At 37.8% G+C, this 18,765-nt stretch carries 19 protein-coding genes, 1 tRNA gene and 1 pseudogene; 15 read left to right on the forward strand and 6 right to left on the reverse strand.

The features are described from left to right. The first annotated feature begins 1 nt into the window (after nucleotide 1). The 4 genes from pstC (at nucleotide 2) to ACFX5U_RS11045 (ending at nucleotide 3,816) form a co-directional block, all read left to right on the forward strand. Nucleotides 2-898 (forward strand): phosphate ABC transporter permease subunit PstC, encoded by an 897-nt coding sequence (gene pstC, locus ACFX5U_RS11030; RefSeq protein WP_038698460.1) that lies wholly within the window; start codon nucleotides 2-4, stop codon nucleotides 896-898. Then, the gene (locus ACFX5U_RS11035; protein ID WP_038698461.1) at nucleotides 891-1,745 is read left to right on the forward strand and encodes a PstA family ABC transporter permease; all 855 of its coding nucleotides are present in this window, start codon (nucleotides 891-893) and stop codon (nucleotides 1,743-1,745) included. The genes pstC and ACFX5U_RS11035 overlap by 8 nt, the downstream gene beginning before the upstream one ends. A 21-nt stretch (nucleotides 1,746-1,766) precedes the next feature. Then, nucleotides 1,767-2,510 (forward strand): phosphate ABC transporter ATP-binding protein, encoded by a 744-nt coding sequence (locus ACFX5U_RS11040; protein WP_400263583.1) that lies wholly within the window; start codon nucleotides 1,767-1,769, stop codon nucleotides 2,508-2,510. 73 nt (nucleotides 2,511-2,583) lie between these two features. After that, complete coding sequence (locus tag ACFX5U_RS11045; protein ID WP_038702572.1) at nucleotides 2,584-3,816, forward strand: PQQ-dependent sugar dehydrogenase; 1,233 nt, start codon at nucleotides 2,584-2,586, stop codon at nucleotides 3,814-3,816. A 110-nt stretch (nucleotides 3,817-3,926) separates the two neighbouring features. Here ACFX5U_RS11045 and ACFX5U_RS11050 read toward each other — a convergent pair whose 3' ends face one another. The 5 genes from ACFX5U_RS11050 to ACFX5U_RS11070 all read right to left on the reverse strand — a co-directional run bounded on the left by ACFX5U_RS11050 (nucleotide 3,927) and on the right by ACFX5U_RS11070 (nucleotide 6,756). After that, entirely contained in the window at nucleotides 3,927-4,370 is a 444-nt protein-coding gene (locus tag ACFX5U_RS11050) for a GNAT family N-acetyltransferase (RefSeq protein ID WP_400263485.1), read from the reverse strand. Next, entirely contained in the window at nucleotides 4,361-4,741 is a 381-nt protein-coding gene (locus ACFX5U_RS11055; RefSeq protein WP_038698467.1) for a diacylglycerol kinase family protein, read from the reverse strand. The genes ACFX5U_RS11050 and ACFX5U_RS11055 overlap by 10 nt, the downstream gene beginning before the upstream one ends. A gap of 71 nt (nucleotides 4,742-4,812) precedes the next feature. Further along, nucleotides 4,813-5,538 (reverse strand): bacillithiol biosynthesis deacetylase BshB1, encoded by a 726-nt coding sequence (gene bshB1, locus ACFX5U_RS11060; RefSeq protein WP_038702573.1) that lies wholly within the window; start codon nucleotides 5,536-5,538, stop codon nucleotides 4,813-4,815. Nucleotides 5,539-5,606: 68 nt separating this feature from the next. After that, nucleotides 5,607-6,101, reverse strand: a complete 495-nt coding sequence (locus ACFX5U_RS11065; protein WP_038698469.1) for a glutathione peroxidase — start codon at nucleotides 6,099-6,101, stop codon at nucleotides 5,607-5,609. 16 nt (nucleotides 6,102-6,117) lie between these two features. Continuing rightward, nucleotides 6,118-6,756, reverse strand: a complete 639-nt coding sequence (locus tag ACFX5U_RS11070) for a DUF4294 domain-containing protein (protein ID WP_051959889.1) — start codon at nucleotides 6,754-6,756, stop codon at nucleotides 6,118-6,120. Between the two features lie 150 nt (nucleotides 6,757-6,906). Between ACFX5U_RS11070 and ACFX5U_RS11075 the strand changes: the two are divergent. The 11 genes and pseudogenes from ACFX5U_RS11075 to ACFX5U_RS11125 all read left to right on the forward strand — a co-directional run bounded on the left by ACFX5U_RS11075 (nucleotide 6,907) and on the right by ACFX5U_RS11125 (nucleotide 18,110). After that, a pseudogene (locus tag ACFX5U_RS11075) lies at nucleotides 6,907-9,124 on the forward strand (RelA/SpoT family protein). Between the two features lie 82 nt (nucleotides 9,125-9,206). Then, nucleotides 9,207-9,701 (forward strand): Fur family transcriptional regulator, encoded by a 495-nt coding sequence (locus tag ACFX5U_RS11080; RefSeq protein ID WP_038702577.1) that lies wholly within the window; start codon nucleotides 9,207-9,209, stop codon nucleotides 9,699-9,701. 126 nt (nucleotides 9,702-9,827) lie between these two features. Further along, nucleotides 9,828-11,105 (forward strand): adenylosuccinate synthase, encoded by a 1,278-nt coding sequence (locus tag ACFX5U_RS11085; RefSeq protein ID WP_400263486.1) that lies wholly within the window; start codon nucleotides 9,828-9,830, stop codon nucleotides 11,103-11,105. 3 nt (nucleotides 11,106-11,108) lie between these two features. Next, nucleotides 11,109-12,395, forward strand: coding sequence for an anthranilate synthase component I family protein (locus ACFX5U_RS11090; RefSeq protein WP_280567732.1), 1,287 nt, complete (start codon nucleotides 11,109-11,111; stop codon nucleotides 12,393-12,395). A 66-nt stretch (nucleotides 12,396-12,461) separates the two neighbouring features. Next, nucleotides 12,462-13,118 (forward strand): TatD family hydrolase, encoded by a 657-nt coding sequence (locus ACFX5U_RS11095; protein ID WP_400263487.1) that lies wholly within the window; start codon nucleotides 12,462-12,464, stop codon nucleotides 13,116-13,118. 3 nt (nucleotides 13,119-13,121) lie between these two features. Further along, nucleotides 13,122-13,847, forward strand: a complete 726-nt coding sequence (locus tag ACFX5U_RS11100) for a ThiF family adenylyltransferase (protein ID WP_038698479.1) — start codon at nucleotides 13,122-13,124, stop codon at nucleotides 13,845-13,847. A 56-nt stretch (nucleotides 13,848-13,903) separates the two neighbouring features. Further along, nucleotides 13,904-14,143 carry a hypothetical protein gene (locus ACFX5U_RS11105; RefSeq protein ID WP_038698481.1) on the forward strand — a complete coding sequence of 80 codons (240 nt, stop codon included), beginning with the start codon at nucleotides 13,904-13,906 and terminating at the stop codon, nucleotides 14,141-14,143. Nucleotides 14,144-14,648: 505 nt separating this feature from the next. Then, nucleotides 14,649-16,109: a heavy metal-binding domain-containing protein gene (locus ACFX5U_RS11110; RefSeq protein WP_400263488.1), complete on the forward strand. Its 1,461-nt coding sequence runs from the start codon at nucleotides 14,649-14,651 to the stop codon at nucleotides 16,107-16,109. 31 nt (nucleotides 16,110-16,140) lie between these two features. Continuing rightward, the gene (locus tag ACFX5U_RS11115) at nucleotides 16,141-17,481 is read left to right on the forward strand and encodes a heavy metal translocating P-type ATPase (protein ID WP_400263584.1); all 1,341 of its coding nucleotides are present in this window, start codon (nucleotides 16,141-16,143) and stop codon (nucleotides 17,479-17,481) included. Nucleotides 17,482-17,607: 126 nt separating this feature from the next. Further along, on the forward strand, nucleotides 17,608-17,898 hold the full coding sequence (locus ACFX5U_RS11120; RefSeq protein WP_280567718.1) for a LapA family protein: 291 nt from the start codon (nucleotides 17,608-17,610) through the stop codon (nucleotides 17,896-17,898). A 139-nt stretch (nucleotides 17,899-18,037) separates the two neighbouring features. After that, nucleotides 18,038-18,110, forward strand: a tRNA-Lys gene (locus tag ACFX5U_RS11125). A gap of 249 nt (nucleotides 18,111-18,359) precedes the next feature. On the opposite strand, the gene ACFX5U_RS11130 is transcribed toward ACFX5U_RS11125, so the two are convergent. Continuing rightward, nucleotides 18,360-18,704: a YciI family protein gene (locus tag ACFX5U_RS11130; RefSeq protein ID WP_400263489.1), complete on the reverse strand. Its 345-nt coding sequence runs from the start codon at nucleotides 18,702-18,704 to the stop codon at nucleotides 18,360-18,362. Between the last annotated feature and the right edge of the window lie 61 nt (nucleotides 18,705-18,765).

Below are 18,765 nucleotides of genomic sequence, written 5' to 3' on the forward strand. Positions count from 1 at the left end.
TATGTTACGAACAAGGTTAATCAAAAATTCAATCGCAAAACAATTAAGTTTTGTTTTGCTGCTCATTTCACTTTCTGTAGTCCTTATTATCGGTGTTGGTTTGACTATTAAGTCTATTCCACTATTCGAATCATTTAACATCTGGGAGTTATTAACCAATCATATCTGGGCACCTATGAAAGGCAGTTTTGGTTTTCTTCCCTTCATAATGGGCACCTTGAGTGTTACCTTAGTGGCTTTGTTAATTTCCTGTCCACTTTGTATTTTAACTTCCATATATTTAACAGAGTACGCCTCAGACACATTAAAAAACATAGTTTTGCCACTCATCAATGTCTTGGCCGCTATTCCTCCAGTACTCTACGGTGTATGGGGAGTGTTATTTATTGTGCCCGCTATCCAATCCTACATTGCTCCCCTATTTGGAGTTTCTACCTCAGGTTATACCATTTTAGCTGGGGGTATTGTTCTGTCTGTTATGATTTTCCCTATCATGATCAGTATTATGGTTGAGGTGTTGAAAACAGTGCCTGCAGAGCTTAAAGCTGCTTCGTTATCTTTGGGAGCTACCAAATGGGAGACTGCCAAAAAAGTAATTCTGCGAAGAGCAAAGCCAGGAATCATAGCTGCGATTGTACTTGCTATATCCAGAGCATTTGGCGAGACCATAGCCGTTTTGATGGTTTGTGGTAATGTACCTAAAATACCCACTTCAATTTTTGATGCGGGCTACCCTATTCCGGCATTAATTGCAAATAATTTTGGAGAGATGATGTCTATTCCTTTATACGATTCGGCACTTATGTTTTCCGCCTTACTGCTCTTCGTCATTATTTTTGGATTTAACTTAATTTCTCGCATCATACTCAATAGACTGGAGGGCAAGCATAATGGATAATCTTAAAACAAGACTTTTAAAAGAAAAGATAGCAAAAGGATTCATGCGACTTTCAGGCATGTTGGTTACAGGATCGCTTTTCTTTATCATCGGCACTATCCTCTATAAGGGATTACCTTATCTATCATGGGAAATGGTAAGCCAGTTACCGAAGGGCGGTTTCTATATGGGCAAAGAAGGAGGAATCCTAAACGCTATTCTTGGTTCCCTTTATCTTGCAGGAGTGGCAACCTTATTGGCAACTATTATTGGAGTTCCAATAGCTTTGTTTTTAAATATATATATCAAAACATCCTCAAAATTGGCGCAATATTCAAAATTGATGTTCGATATTTTATATGGTATCCCTTCCATTGTATATGGAGCAGTTGGTTTTACAATTATGGTTTATTTCGGGATCCGTGCATCCTTGCTAGGTGGCATCATTACGATTACACTCTTGACCATTCCCATCGTAGTCCGAACGGTGGATGAGCTTATCAGAACCGTGCCAACAGACTTAAAACATGTTACACTATCCTTAGGTGCAACCAATTGGGAGGTTGCCAAAGTTTTCATTTTACATATTAAACAGGGAATTTTTACAGCAATCCTACTGGCTTTTGGACGATCTATAGGTGATGTTGCCGGAGTCTTGTTAACAACTGGGTTCAGTGACAATTTGCCTCGTTACATCGATGAGCCTGCAGCAACATTACCATTGGCTATATTTTTTCAATTGAGTAGCCCTATTCCAGAAGTTCAAGGTCGCGCATACGCATCAGCACTTATTTTAACGCTTATCATTTTAATTATAGTTATATGCACCCATATCCTATCATCGAAACAAAACAAACACAAATTGTAGCACCTATGGTTTCAGCCCCATATTCAAATACAAGATCTAAATATCCATATTGATGGTCATCATATTTTAAAAAACATCAATTTATCACTACCCAATAATAGCATCACCTCAATTATTGGTCCATCGGGTTGTGGAAAAACGACTTTACTCAAGACGTTGAACCGGTTGATTGATGATACAAAAGGTGTTCAGGTATCCGGTTCGGTTTTTGTCAACGGTGAGGATATCTATGCACCTAACGCTGAAGTAACCCATATCCGAAAAAAAATGGGTCTGCTCTCGCAAAAGCCGTTTCCCTTACCCATGTCCATATACGACAATATTGCGTATGGACCACGTATACATGGAACTAAGAATAAGAAGGAACTTTCTGAAATCGTGGAAACACAATTAAAGAACGTTGGACTTTGGGAAGAAGTGAAAGATCGATTGGACCAATCTGCAACACGACTTTCCATAGGGCAGCAACAACGGTTATGTCTTGCTCGCGGTTTAGCAGTGAAGCCCGAAATCATCTTAGGAGATGAGTCTACATCTGCTTTAGATCCCATCTCTACCCAAACAATCGAAAACCTACTTATTGAATTGAAAAAAGATTATACCATTGTATTGGTCACGCATATTTTAAGGCAAGCGCGTCGCGTCTCGGATTATATCATTTTTGTTTATGGAGGTGAGATTCTTGAATTTGGAAAAACTGAAGATGTGCTGCTCAATCCTAAACATGAGATTACACGTCAGTATGTTAAAGGATTTATTTCATGATAACATTTTCCGATACATCATTTGTGATAAATTATTTATATTTTTATAAGATATGAAACAATTCGACTTGTCTATGAAAAATAAACTAGCCACCATACTCATTAGTTCTCTGGCCCTATACTCTTGTTCAAATGGCACTAGTAATAGTGCAGAAGCAAACGCGGTAGATAGCATATATCCTGCAGTAGAAACAAAGGAAGCTAATACCAAGTACAAACCCGCATTTGAAGGTCAGACGCGTATCCAGGGCGTCAAGACAAACACCGCATTTGAAGGTGTTGTATTGAATACTACCTTAAAGTCGCCTTGGGGTATTGCAGCTTTGCCAGATGGACGTTTACTTATAACTGAAAAAGAAGGAACTTTTAGAATTGCAACAACAGATGGGAAAGTCTCTGAACCTATTACAGGACTTCCTAAAGTAGATGCAGATGGTCAAGGTGGTTTATTGGGATTGACGATTGATCCAGCTTTTGCAACTAATCGCATGGTTTATTATGTATTTGCCGAACCTTCGGCAGAAGGTAATTTAACGGCTGTTGGTAAAGGGAGATTGTCTGATGATGAGAAAACAATAGAAAATGCAACGGTCATTTACCGTGCGACACCTAAATATAAAGGAAAACTTCATTACGGAGGTCGCATCTTATTTGATAAATCAGGTAACTTAATTGTAAGTACCGGAGAGCGTTCGGACCTAGAGACAAGACCTCAGGCCCAAGACCTAAAATCAGGATTGGGTAAGATCGTCAGAATTACAACAAATGGCGAGGCTGCATCCGGAAATCCATTTGCGAACCAAGCAGATGTCAGACCCGAAATTTACAGCTATGGTCACCGAAATGTACAAGGATTAGCCCTTCATCCTGAAACTGGAGACCTTTGGGAAACAGAATTTGGCCCTCGAGGTGGAGATGAGTTGAACCGTATTGAAGCAGGTAAAAACTATGGTTGGCCAATTATCACTTACGGTTTAGAGTACAGCGGAGAAAAAGTTGGTGAACCTATTCAACAAAAAGAAGGATTAGAACAACCTGTTTATTACTGGGACCCTGTTTTGTCACCAAGTGGAATTACATTTTATACAGGAGATCGTATGCCCGAGTGGAAAAACAATCTATTTATCAGTGGCCTAAGCAGTACACATATCGCTCGCTTGGTTATTAAAGACAACAAAGTTGTTGGCGAAGAACGATTGTTAGAGAAAGAAGGTCAACGATTTAGAGATATCACACAAGGTTCAGATGGTGCGCTATATGCCATTACGGATTTAGGTCGTCTTTATAAAATAGACAAAAAGAAATAAAACAGTTCTTAAAATAAAAAAGGTAACCATACAGGTTACCTTTTTTTATGAATACGTATTAACAACAAAAAGGTAGTATGATTAAACATGTTGTTATAAGAATTATATCATTAAGAACTTAATTCCATACGATACAGGTCAAAGTCTTTCGCCCAATAGTCCTTTACAATTTGATCCAAGACAAAGCCATTTTTTTGATAAAAGAGGTACGTTAACTGTGACGTGCGTACATTGATTTTATCAATCGTATCCATACGCTTTAAAATGGAGATACGATAGTCCAGCAATTGGCTTCCATACCCCTTTCCCTGCTCGCTAGGAAGTACCATATCCCAACTAATCACCCCTCTTCGTTCCTCCAATTCGAGATTAATACCTCCACAAGCCACCACCTCTTTATTTTTTTCAACAACAAAAAATTGCTCTATTTCAAAATCCAGATAGTATTTGAGATCTTCCTTTTCGGCTTGTGCAAAATAGGCTGGAATATTCTCTTGCATGATCTGCAATACCACATCCCTATCTTTTACTTCATATGCTCTAATTAAAACCATAATATTTTAATTTTTGGAATAAAGATTATGATGGCTATAATAGCTGCAACAATTGCTGCAACCAATACTGCAGCCGCTGCCAAGTCTTTCGCTTTCTTCACTAAACTATTTTGTTCTTGGCAAACCAGGTCCGCGAGATTTTCAATTGCCGAATTGACTATTTCCAATGCAAAAACAGAACCAATACACAATAAGATAATCATCCACTCTACCGTAGAAATATCAAAATAAAACCCAGCAATTACTGTAACGACAGTTGCAACAAGGTGAATGCGTGCATTGTGTTCCTCAGCAAATAGCACCTTAAAACCATCAAAAGCGTAAGTAAAACTTTTTGCACGATCCTGAAATGAGAATTTTCGATTTTTCATATATTTATGCTGTAAAAAGCAAAAGCCGTTTCCTATATGATAAAGAAACGGCTTTTATTTGATTTTTAAAATTAAATCAAGTGAAATATATCATCTACACCCAATATTTTATGAGCTGTAAAACCCTCAGCATATTTTACCTGAATAGAACGACCGAATTCTCGCGCTCTAGCAGCTGTGGATTCCATGAAATCTGGATTTGAGATATAAGTTTGTGGCTCGTCAGTATTGTTCTCCTCACCCGTGTAAAACTGCGTCTTATAGGCTAAAACAGATTTTTCTTTTATTGCATAAAAATCAGTAATGTCCAATACGATATCAGGTTTAATATAATAATCTTGTACGATCTGTAAAACCAACCTCGGACGATGAGGCTCCTGCATTAAACCATCAATCTCAGTTTCTACCTTTCTTAGGCCAGCTAAAAAGCAAGCTTCAGAAATCATCTGCCCCGCTCTGCCATGATCAGGATGCCTATCAGAGACTGCATTGGTAATGATAATTTCTGGTTGATATTTACGAATAGCCTTAATAACAGCAAGTTTCTCTTTTTCAGCATTCTCAAAAAAACCATCTCGCAATGCTAGGTTCTCTCGGACTGTCAAACCTAATATTTCTGCGGCATCATTCGCTTCTTGGTCTCTGGTTTCAGCAGTACCACGTGTTCCTAATTCGCCTCTCGTTAAATCGACTATCCCCACCTTTTTACCTGCTGCAACATATTTAGCCATTGTGCCACCAGCACCTAATTCTGCGTCGTCCGGATGTACAGTTATCACTAATAAATCGAGTTTTATCATGGCGTATTGAAATTTAAATGTTTAACCAACTATTGTGCACAAATGTAGTAAACATTTCGCTTTTTTTACTGCTCTGATAATAATTGCTCCACACGTTTTTTTACTTTGGTAGCATTTGGTGAAGTTATTGGGTAAAAATAATCTACTACTTCACCTTTTTTATTAATGAGGTATTTATGGAAATTCCAAACCGGTTTACTTTCAATATGACCATTTTCAATTTTACTGGCTAGGTATTTATACAAGGGCGAAGCATATTCTCCAACGACATGTGTACGCTTGAATATGGGAAAATGCACCTGTTGATTTATTCTACAAAAAGTTTCTAAGGTATAGCCTGTCAAAGGCTCCTGTTTACCAAAATTATTGGAAGGAAAAGCAAGTATCTCAAAGCCCTCATTTTTATAGGTTTGATATAGCTTTTCTAAAGATTTATATTGGCGCGTAAAAAGACACTGACTGGCTGTATTAACGATCAGTAAGACTTTTCCTTTATAATCAGCTAATGATTTTTCTTGACCATTAAACTGTAAGGCAGCAAAATCATAAACTGTTTTCATAATTAGTTATTTATATTTAAAAATACCGATGCTCTAATCTCGATTTTTGAAACTCTCTAATAATATTTTCTATCTCATAATCCTCTCGGGGATCATACGTGTTTTTGAGGTTGTGACCAAATATTTTAGCCACACCCTGGTATAAAAATGCAGACAGCCCCCCTTTCATCTGTTTGACCATTTCATAGCTCGAGTGCCCGGTTTGTCTATCTATCAATTTGATGAGTATCTTGCCCTGGGTGATACTCATGTTCTTAATTTCTTTATTAAACATAGATTTCACCTCGTTTTCACAAACTTCGATTAATTTCTTTTGTTGTTTCTTGTCTGTTACCAATGCAAGTTCACGATCCAATTGGTCATATCTTTTTTGCGCAAAAATCGCATAAGGAAGCACCCGTAAGACGTTGCGTTTTAGTCTTAAGTACTCTTTTTTCGCATCTTCTGATTTCCAGACACGTTGTTTCGTTATTTTAACTTCAGGAACTAAGAACCAAGGTAGTCTTTCTCCAGTCTCTAAAGTCGTCATATTAAACTCCTCAAGTACTTCCTGTTCACCCTCTCCATAAAGGGGCACAGTCAATGCTTGAGCCATCCCCAAAACAGGGATAAAAAGCAGTGCAGAAAACAACCAACGTAAGTTTATCTTGATCATTACAATTTAAAAAATTGACTTTTTTTGTCAATAGTATTAAAAAATTATTACATTTAATAAAAATAAATTTGGTTTCCTATTTATTCCTTTAAATTAATATTAACTAATTTAAGAAATGTATTTTTAAAATCATAATGCAACTGCAAGTTTATGAAAGATTATGTGATTGATATAGAAGCAGAAAATAAAGAAATACGTAAGAGATACCGAGCATTATTACGCGCATGTAAACCAACGATGCAACGTGGCGACAAGCAAATGATCAGAAAAGCATTCGATCTAGCTTTAGAGAGCCACAAAGAAATGCGTCGTAAATCTGGCGAACCTTATATTTTCCACCCGATAGCAGTAGCACAGATTGCTGCAGAAGAGATTGGTTTGGGCACCACTTCGATTGTATGTGCACTCCTACATGATGTAGTCGAAGATACCAATATTACGCTTGATGAAATCGAGCAGATGTTTGGTAAAAAAGTTCGTCGGATTATTGATGGTTTGACAAAAATATCAGGGATCTTCGACCCCAACAGTTCGATGCAGGCTGAAAATTTCCGCAAAATGTTATTGACCTTGGCTGATGATGTACGCGTTATTTTGATAAAACTAGCCGATCGTCTACACAATATGCGCACCATGGAATTCATGGCCCGTGACAAACAGCTGAAAATTGCATCTGAAACAAGCTACCTCTATGCACCTTTGGCACATAGATTAGGTTTATATACGATTAAGTCGGAATTGGAAGATCTATCCATGAAATTTACCGACCCAGATACGTATAAATTTATTGCGCGAAAACTGAACGAAAAGAAAGCAGAAAGAGAAAAGTTCATAGCCGATTTCATTGACCCCGTACAAGAGATTTTACGTGAACAAGGGATATCTGCGCAAGTATTTGGAAGACCAAAATCCATTCATTCCATATGGAGTAAGATGCGTAAAAAATCTATTCCATTTGAGGAAGTTTATGATTTATTTGCCATTCGAATTATTATCGACACGGAAGACGAACGCGAAAAAACAGAATGTTGGAAAGTGTATTCTATCGTTACCGACCTCTATCGTCCAAATCCTGACCGCTTACGCGATTGGGTATCTTCTCCCAAAGGAAATGGATACGAGTCTCTACATACGACAGTAATGGGACCACGTGGACAGTGGGTTGAAGTGCAGATTAGAAACCAGCCGCATGAACGAAATTGCCGAAAAAGGTTTTGCAGCCCATTGGAAGTACAAAGAGTCGAATTCGGATAGCGGACTAGATCAGTGGATCAAAAAAATTAGGGAAGTGTTGAGCAATCCTGAACAGAATGCCCTAGATTTTGTAGATGATTTTAAAATGAACCTATTCTCTGATGAGATCTTCATTTTCACCCCAAAAGGTGCTTTGATTCAATTGCCTAATGATGCCACTGCATTAGACTTTGCGTTCGAAATCCACTCGGATATTGGTGCTACCTGTATCGGTGCAAAAGTGAATCATAAGTTGGTGCCATTGAGCCATGTCTTGCAGAATGGGGATCAAGTAGAGATTATCACCTCAAGTAAACAAACTCCAAAAGAAGATTGGTTGAATTTTGTAGTAACTGCAAAAGCAAAATCCAAAATTCGTTCTTCATTAAAAGAAGAAAGACGCCGCGTTGCGGAAGATGGAAAAGAAATTTTAGAGCGGAAACTGAAGACGCTAAAAATAACCTACAATACCGATAACATCAATAAAGTCGCTAATTATCTGAAGTTCGCAAGTTCACAAGACTTGTTTTACAATGTAGCCAAAGGACTTGTAGATATTAAACACTTGCGGGAGTTTGTCGCCCACGAAAAAAATAATGATGCCACGCTCAGTACACAAAACACGCAATTCAACGCGCATATTGGTGGGCTTGTAGAGAAATTACACCGAAAAGACCAAGACACCCTATTAATAGGAGACGATCTGCAGCAGATAGACTATACATTAGCACCTTGTTGCAACCCTATTCCTGGTGATGATGTTTTTGGCTTTTTGACGGTCAACGACGGCATCAAAATTCACCGTACAAGTTGTCCAAATGCTTCCAAGCTCATGGCAAACTATGGGTATCGGATCATGAAGGCCAAATGGACTTCTAAAAACGATGTATCCTTCTTGACAGGTTTACGTATTGTAGGAATTGATGATGTGGGTTTGGTCAATAAAATTACGACAGTGATTTCACATGAATTTCATGTTAATATTCGCTCACTAAGTATTACGAGTAATGATGGGATTTTTGAAGGAAACATCATGGTCTTTGTAAATGACACTTCCCAGTTAGAAAATTTAATGAAAACGCTCAAACAAGTTAGAGGCATTACAACTGTTTCGCGTTATGAATCTGAAAGTTAAGATCAGATGAATCTCACATTTTTTTTATCTTACAATTATTGAATCAAAATTGGTAAATTTGTAAAGAATCTTAATGATTAATATGAACGCAGCTGAAAATTACGCAACAGTAAAAAAAATCTTTGAAGCTTACTTAGAGAATAAAAACTTAAGGAAAACTCCAGAGCGTTATGCTATTTTGGAAGAAATTTATTCCCGTACGGATCACTTTGACGTTGAGTCATTGTACATCCATATGAAGAATAAAAAATATCGAGTTAGCCGTGCCACTGTTTACAATACTTTGGAATTATTAGTATCCTGTGATTTGGTGACTAAACACCAGTTTGGTCGCAATATGGCACAATTCGAAAAATCCTATGGATTCAAGCAACATGACCACGTCATTTGTATTGAATGCAATATCGTAGTCGAATTCTGCGACCCACGTATTAACCAGATTCAAAGTTTAATGGGAGAGCTATTAAAATTCGACATTAAACACCACTCTTTGAACCTATATGGGGTTTGTAATGAGTGCCAACAGAAATTAGCCGCTACAAAAGCTAAAAACGAAAAAGAGGTTATTTCAAATTAATCTCCTAATTGGTCAAATATAATAGTACATTTGTTCAGAAAATGATTTGCTCATTTTTCTGAACATTTTGTTTTTAGATAATTCAAAAAATTAACATAAATTCTTAATCACAATACTTTAAAAGCTATGCAAGTTGATGTGCTTTTGGGCTTACAATGGGGAGACGAAGGTAAAGGTAAGATCGTTGACGTATTTTGTCCTCAATACGATTTAATCGCTCGTTTCCAAGGCGGCCCTAACGCCGGACATACATTGGAGTTTGATAACAAAAAATTCGTTTTAAACACGATCCCTTCGGGTATCTTCAATGAAGGAACTCTTAACCTAATCGGAAATGGTGTTGTTATCGACCCGATTATTTTAAAGAGAGAACTAGACAATTTAAAAACTGCGGGTTTCGATCCAGTAGGCAAAGGAAATTTAGTGTTAGCTCGTAAGGCACACTTGATCCTTCCTACTCACCAATTATTAGATGCTGCTTCAGAATCTAAAATGGGTGCCGGTAAAATAGGTTCTACGTTAAAAGGTATTGGTCCTACCTATATGGACAAAACAGGTCGTAATGGCCTACGTGTGGGTGATACTACATTAGCGGATTTCAAAGAGCGTTACGAAAAATTGAAAGAAAAACACCTTTCTATTTTAGCGCATTACGGTGAAGTTCCAGATTTTTCTGAAAAAGAAGAAGCTTTCTTGGCGGCTATCGAATTCATTAAAACAATTCCGCATGTTGATTCCGAGCATTTGGTAAATCAATACCTTAAAGACGGTAAAAAAGTACTAGCTGAAGGTGCTCAAGGCACCTTGTTAGACGTTGACTTTGGATCTTATCCATTCGTAACATCTTCTAATACAACCACAGCTGGTGCATGTACTGGTTTAGGTATTGCTCCCAATAAAATCGGTGCAGTATACGGTATCTTCAAAGCTTATGCTACTCGCGTAGGTGGTGGTCCATTCCCAACAGAATTACACGATAAAGTAGGTGAAAACTTGCGTCAATTGGGTCATGAGTTTGGTGCTACTACTGGTCGTGCACGTCGTACAGGTTGGATTGATATTCCTGCTCTAAAATATGCAATCATGTTAAACGGAGTTACCGAATTGATCATGATGAAAGCCGATGTTTTGGATACTTTCGAAAAAATCAAAGTTTGTACACACTACAGACATGAAGGTAAAGTAATCGATTACATGCCGTACGAGATTATCACAAATGAGGCTGAGCCTATTTTGGAAGAAATTGATGGTTGGAATCAAGATTGCACAGGTATTACGAAAGAAAGCGAAATCCCTACAGCATTACAGAATTACATTACGTATTTAGAGAAAGCACTAGAAGTGCCTATTACGTTCTTATCTGTAGGTCCAGATCGTAAGCAAACATTAAAATTGACTAAATAGTTAATGCGGGTCGAAGACAATTTTGTTATAGATTCAACGAATAATTTTCATCAAAAAGCGCTGCAATGGGCAGCGCAATTTGATGAAGTTGCCTATCTCCATTCCAATGCACATTCCGATCAATGGAGTGCATTTGATTGTTTGGTTGCCGTAAAAGCTAAAGCACACTATTGCGCTACCAACGGAGACACCTTTCAAGAAGTTCAAAAATTTATTTCTAATCACCCCAACACCTATATTCCAGGTTTTTTTTCCTATGATCTGAAAAACGAAATTGAAGACCTGAAAACCAATCATGTTGATCAATTGGATTTTCCACTTGCTTATTTTTTCATTCCTACTACAGTTGTTAAGATCATCGGAAGTAAAGTATACATAACTGCTGTAAATCCAGCTGAAATTTACCAAGAAATAGACCAGTATCTACTAAAGTCTGACTTGGTTGGTTTTGATGGGAATGTCCAAGCACGGTGGTCCAAGGAAGAATACTTCCATGCATTTCATAAAATGCAAGAACATATCAGTAGAGGAGATATCTATGAAGTCAATCTATGTCAAGAATTTTATGCCGAAGACGTAAGCTTAAATCCGCTAGCAGCATTCGAAAAATTAAACAGCATATCCCCTACACCCTTTGCTTCATTTTTCAAATTTCAAGATAAGTTCATCCTTTCTGCATCACCAGAACGGTTTTTAGCGAAACGCAACAATGAACTCATTTCGCAACCCATAAAGGGAACAGCAAAACGAGGCAGTACTGTTGAAGAAGATCAACAGATCGTACAGACCATGTTGAATTCAAAAAAAGAGATTGCTGAAAATGTGATGATTGTAGATTTGGTACGCAATGATCTAACACGAAGTGCAGTGCCTAAATCCGTGAAAGCAGACCGCCTATTTGAAATTCAATCGTTCAAACTCGTCCATCAGATGATCTCTACGATCACCTGTGAAAAAAGTGATGAGGTCTCCGATGTCGAAGTCATTAAGAACACATTTCCTGCAGGCTCCATGACTGGGGCACCAAAAATTGCAGCTATGCGTATCTGTGATCAAGTAGAAGCAGCACAACGTTCAGTTTATGCTGGATCTATCGGATATTTTTCACCTAATGGCGATTTCGACTTCAATGTTGTTATTCGAACCATTTTATATAACACCAAAAAAAGATACCTATCTTTTCAAACCGGAGGCGCTATTACGATACAAGCAAATGCTAAAGATGAGTATCAAGAGTGTTTATTAAAGGCAAATGGCATGCTAAAAGCATTAAATGTACAAATAGACTAAATATCGACATATTTAGTAGATAATATTCCAAAACATCATTTATTTTTCAGAAATTTGCGCCTTATTATGGTACAGGTTTATATTGACATACACACCCATCGAAATCCTTCATCATTTCCTGATGTGAAAACCGTATGGAACAATATTCTCAATAAAGATCAGGAGATTTCATATTCCGGTAGCAGATCCGCGGGACTACACCCTTGGTATATTTCTGAAAAAGAACCTTTTAATGGTATTTCAGCATTAAGAGTGCTCTTACAACATGATCAGATTATTGCTGTTGGTGAATGTGGATTAGATAAAGCAATTGAAATTTCCTTGCCCATACAGCAGGAAGTATTTCGAGAACAGATTAGCTTAGCACAACAGTACCATAAACCATTGATTATTCATTGCGTTCGCGCATTTGAAGAAGTGTTATACAGCATCAAAACAGCAGAGTTTAAAGGTCCTGTCGTGTTCCATGGTTTTAACAAAAATAAAATCGTCGCAGAACAATTGATAAAGAGAGGTTATTACCTTTCTTTTGGCGCAGCGATCTTGACAGGAAAACTAGATGCCGCACTTATAGCAGTACCCATCGATCAACTATTTTTTGAAACTGATGATAAAGAGTTAGACATCAGGCAATTGTACTTTTATACAGCACAATTGAAAGGCATGTCACTGGACAATTTAAAGAATAATATATTAAAGAACTATCAACTTGTATTTGAATAAAATATGAAAGACTTATCGTGGCTATCACGCACAGAGGCATTAGTGGGGCGTGCAGCTTTAGAAAAATTGGCAAAATCGCACGTCATGGTTTTAGGACTAGGTGGAGTAGGATCATTTGCCGCCGAATTTATCTGCCGTGGTGGCGTTGGAAAAATGACAATCATTGATGGTGATACCATTGACCCCTCAAACCGAAATAGACAATTACCGGCATTAGCGACCAATCATGGTCAATCCAAGGCACAAATCATGCGCGAACGGTTGTTGTCTATAAATCCCGAATTGGATTTAACCGTAATCGAAGATTTCATTCTTCCAGAAAAGATTTCAGATCTATTGGATCTCAATCCAGATTATACGGTTGAAGCCATTGATAGTATCACACCAAAATTGTTTTTTATCCGTCAAGCATTAGAACGAAAAGTGAGCTTTGTAAGCTCAATGGGTGCTGGTGGTAAAATGGATCCTACAAAGATTGTCATTGGTGATATATCAGAATCCCACAACTGCAAACTTGCCTATCATATTCGTAAAAAATTGCGGAAACATGGTATTAATAACGGTTTTAAAGTTGTCTTTTCTACCGAGCTTCCGGATAAGTCATCACTTTTGTATACTGATGGTAGCAATTTTAAAAAATCGGCCTATGGTACTATGTCTTACCTACCAGCTGCATTTGGTGGCGCCATAGCATCCGTTGCTTTACGAGATCTGATCAATAATAATTAATTCAAATTTCTAGTCAATATCAACCAAAGTATTGACTAGAAATTGTAGTTTTGGCTATGGAAAAACTGTTAAAGTTAATTGAAACAAACAAACTTGCTAATCAACCAGTTGATGATTTTTCTTTGGTTATTGATGATAAGCAAGTTGTGCACGGTGCAATTTTTGTCGTAAAAATTGATAAGAAGACGTTTAAACTTTTTATTCCTGAACCGCATTTTCATGCTGTCATTGATGGTGAAACCAAACCCTTGATCAAAACGATTATCAAACACCCAGAGGTGATGCTTTTTATGTAGCAAAATATTGCGTTACCTTATATCTTGGGACTAAGATTCCATTGCCACATCTTATATAATTCCATATATGTTATATTATATTAAATATTAACAAGATAGAAGCTGCAAACAAAACAAATAGTCCAGTTAAGAAAATGATGTCAGCGATGTTCTCCAATCGCTTGACCTCTTTTAGCTCCCTCTTTTCATGGCAATGAAAAGAGATGATGCAACTCGCCATAAATATAAAAATCGCTGTAGTTGCACACTCATCAATTAAACTACCTTCCGCCAATTTCTTTTTTTTATTGTCGTCAATACCCAAAAAATAAACGCCAAGAAAATTGGCAGAAGTGTTTGTTTTTCAATTAAAACAAAGTAATGCATCATTTGTTATTTTTGAAATCTATCAGCATCACTCCTATTATTGTGCTTCAGTATAAAATCTTATAATTTAAACCTCAAATGTTACAGTATTAATTTTTATTTAAAAGAGATATTTGTATACGTTAATTTAAATCAAACTATGGATCATACATATCATATAACGGGCATGACCTGCAACGGGTGCCGTTCCAAAATAGAAGAGACACTCAACCATATACCAGGAATAAAGGCAAAGGTGACTTTAGATCCTCCAGAAGCAATTATTGAAGGAGAAAGTTTAATTGACATACAAGAAATAAATGAGGAACTATTAAAAGTTGGTGATTATCAGCTAAATGAAAACATATCTGGCAAATACATATGCCCTATGTATTGCGAAGGTCATGACAAGACCTATGATCAGGCAGGCTCATGTCCAGTTTGTGGTATGCACCTTGTTCCCGTCGAGTCATTACCTAATCATAAAGAAGACGCAACAAAATCTTCTTGTTCATCCAACAAAGGCAACAAAACTACAATCCATACTAATACGGTAGAAGCTTCTGGCAAATACATCTGCCCTATGTATTGCGAAGGTCATGACAAGATCTATGATCAGGCTGGTTTATGTCCAGTTTGTGGTATGCACCTGGTTCCCGTCGAGTCATTACATGAACATAAAGAAGGCGCAACAAAATCTTCTTGTTGTTCATCTAGCAAGAATAAGAATTTAGAAAAACCAAAAGCTACCGCTAAGTCAGCAGGCAAATACTATTGTCCGATGATGTGTGAGGGCGATAAGCTATATGATCAAGCAGGTTCCTGTCCAGTCTGCGGTATGAACCTGGAGAAGATACCCGAAAAAAAACCTTCTTTAAAATATAGCTGCCCCATGCACCCAGAGGTAGAAAGTGACAAACCTGGCTCATGCCCTATCTGCGGTATGGACCTTGTCCCCAATGCTGCTGGTGAAGAAGAAGATCATACCTATTCAAATTTGAAGAAGAAGTTTTGGACCGCACTCCTATTTACCGTGCCGTTGTTTATACTTTCCATGGGTGAAATGATTCCTGGTAACCCAATTGGTCAAGTCATTACTCCGCAGATGTCAGGATGGATCCAATTGTTTTTAACGGTTCCAGTCGTATTTTATGCTACTTGGATGTTTTTTGAGCGTGCATGGACATCCTTTAAAACCTGGAACTTAAACATGTTCAGTTTAATTGGTCTAGGAGCTGGAGCCGGATTTATTTATAGTGTGGTAGCATTATTCTTTCCCTCGCTGTTTCCCGATGCCCTGCTTGGTCATCATGGTCAGGTTGCGCTTTACTTCGAGTCCGTTGCTGTTATCTTAACCTTGGTGTTATTAGGGCAACTGATGGAAGCAAAAGCACATTCTAGAACTAACTCAGCTATTAAAGAGCTCATCAAATTATCACCTGCAGAAGCAAATTTAGTTGAAAACGGAATCGAGAAGAAAATCGCTGTAGAAGATATTTTGTTGGAGCAGATCCTACGCGTTAAACCAGGAGAAAAAATTCCGGTAGATGGTGAGATTACCTCTGGTAACAGTACCATTGACGAATCCATGTTGACCGGAGAAACCTGTACCCGTAGATAAATCGGTAGGCGATAAAGTAAGTGCTGGAACCATTAATGGCAATCAGACATTCTTAATGTCAGCCTCCCGTGTAGGTGACGATACGCTATTGGCACAGATTATTGAAATGGTCAACAGCGCTAGTCGCAGTAAAGCACCTATCCAAAAAATGACGGACCGTGTATCCCGTATATTTGTGCCTATCGTCATAGCAATGGCTATTTTAACCTTTATTGTTTGGATGATCTATGGCCAAGAATCCAAGTTAGCCTTCGCTTTAGCAAATGCACTAGCAGTATTGATTGTTGCCTGTCCGTGCGCCCTTGGTTTAGCCACTCCGATGTCCGTGATGGTCGGTATTGGCAAAGGTGCAAAAAATGGCATCTTGATCAAGAATGCTGAAGCCTTAGAAAAATTAGATAAGGTGAATGTATTGGTTACTGATAAAACCGGAACGATAACCGAAGGAAGACCAAGTTTAGAAGATGTGCAAAGCACATCCACGAACACACATGATGAGCTATTGATATTAGCAGCTTCCGTCAATGCAAATAGCTCGCATCCATTAGCCGAGGCTGTTGTGAAAAAAGCAAAAGAATTAAATTTGTCTTTATTAGAAGCAGATAAATTCAACACAGTCAATGGTAAAGGAGTTGTTGGCCATATCCACAATGAAAAGATATTGCTCGGAAATGAAGCGTTATTATTGGATGATGGCATAGCCATTACAGACCAGATCAAAGCGCGTGTTGCTAGTGAGCAAGAAAAAGGTCGTACGGTATCGTACCTTGCCAAAGGAAATGAATTATTAGGTTATCTTGTTATTGCAGATAAGATAAAAGATACCGCTAAGCAAGCCATCCACTATTTGATGGATCATGGGGTCGATGTCATTATGCTAACAGGTGATAATGCAAAAACGGCAAAGGCAGTAGCCGACGAGCTTGGTATCAAGCATTTCAAAGCACAAGCACTTCCAGAAGATAAGTTGTTGGAAATAAAAAAACTACAACAGGAAGGTAAAGTTGTCGCTATGGCGGGCGACGGTATCAATGATGCGCCGGCGCTTGCACAAGCAGATATTGGTATTGCCATGGGTACCGGAACAGATGTAGCGATAGAAAGTTCAGAAGTAACCTTATTAAAAGGTGATTTATTAGGCGTTGTGAAAGCAAAAGTCCTCAGCCATAAATTGGTCCGTAACATTAAACAAAATCTACTTTTTGCATTTTTATACAATGTATTAGGTATCCCAATTGCGGCAGGTATCCTCTACCCTACCTTTGGTATCTTATTATCACCTATGCTTGCAGCAGCAGCTATGAGTCTAAGCTCATTATCCGTTATTCTAAATTCTTTAAGACTGAATGTCGTTAATATTGACGTCAAGTAAAATATCAAATGCAGGGTTTCCCATAATCGGAAACCCTGCTTATATTATCTCCAGCCCATAAACTTTCACTAGCAGTTATCAAAGTTTCAAATACAATGCTTAATTTTGGTGAAAAATAAGCAGAAAATGAATTTCAAAACAATCATACTACTGATATTGGTCGTCATCATTACCATCTTTTTCATGCAAAACACAGCCCCTGTTGAGTTTTGGTTTTTTGGAACACACAATTTTCCATTATCTTCTATTATTGCGGCTACATTGTTCATCGGGATGATTATTGGAGGTATCTTATTGAGACCAAAGAAAAGAAAGACAGAGGTTATTCAGGTAAATGAAGCAACTTTACCTGAGATTGAGTCTATTTCCAGCCCAAAATCATCATTAACAACCGAAGATCGTGATTATATATCTTAATAATAAAAATTAATCCCCTCTAAATGAAAGCGAAGCAGTATTCATGTTAAATAAATAGGGAATTTAGTTGCAGTGTATGGTAGATTTTTCTACCTTTGTATCACTCCAAACAACGAAGGAAACTTCAAAAACAGAGTACGATTCAGTAGCTCAGCTGGTAGAGCAATACACTTTTAATGTATGGGTCCTGGGTTCGAATCCCAGCTGGATCACAAAAAAGCTTCACAGAAATGTGAGGCTTTTTTTGTATCTGCTGGATTCGAAAGAAGCGTTGGGATGGGTTCGACCATTCTCATTGCGGATATGTGTTCGGGATATGAGCGACGTAATAAATCCCAGCTGGATTACAAAATAAAAAGCTAATCGCAAGATTAGCTTTTCTTGTTTTAAAGCCCTACAGCGGTTTTGCTGTAAGGCTCTAGTTATTTTTCTGTAAAGCTCATTTTGCTTTTGATCAAATGTTAATCCCGTTTCAAAACTTCTCTCACTTCAATGTTTCCTCCTACCTGGTCAAAAATCGGATTGCCTTTTGCGATTTCTACCGCTTCATCAATGGTATCGGCTTTTACCAGAACGTATCCGCTGATAAATTCTTTGATTTCGGTGTAAGCACCATCTGTTACTACGTTGTTGGGTTTTACGGTTTTGGCACTTCCTACATTTGGTAGAAACGTGTTGCCTTTGTCAGTTAATTTGTTTTGTGAAGCAATTCCTGCTAACCAATTCTTACGTTCCTGCATTTGCTCGGGCGAGGGTCTGAAATCGGAAATGTCTTTTAATCTGAAAATTAATGCAAATTCTTTCATTGTCTAAAAAATTTAATTGTTTCTAACAAGACAATTCCAAATGTTGTAACGTGACAAAAGA

It is taken from the genome of Sphingobacterium sp. SG20118, assembly GCF_044740685.1.
Taxonomy (GTDB): Bacteria; Bacteroidota; Bacteroidia; order Sphingobacteriales; family Sphingobacteriaceae; genus Sphingobacterium.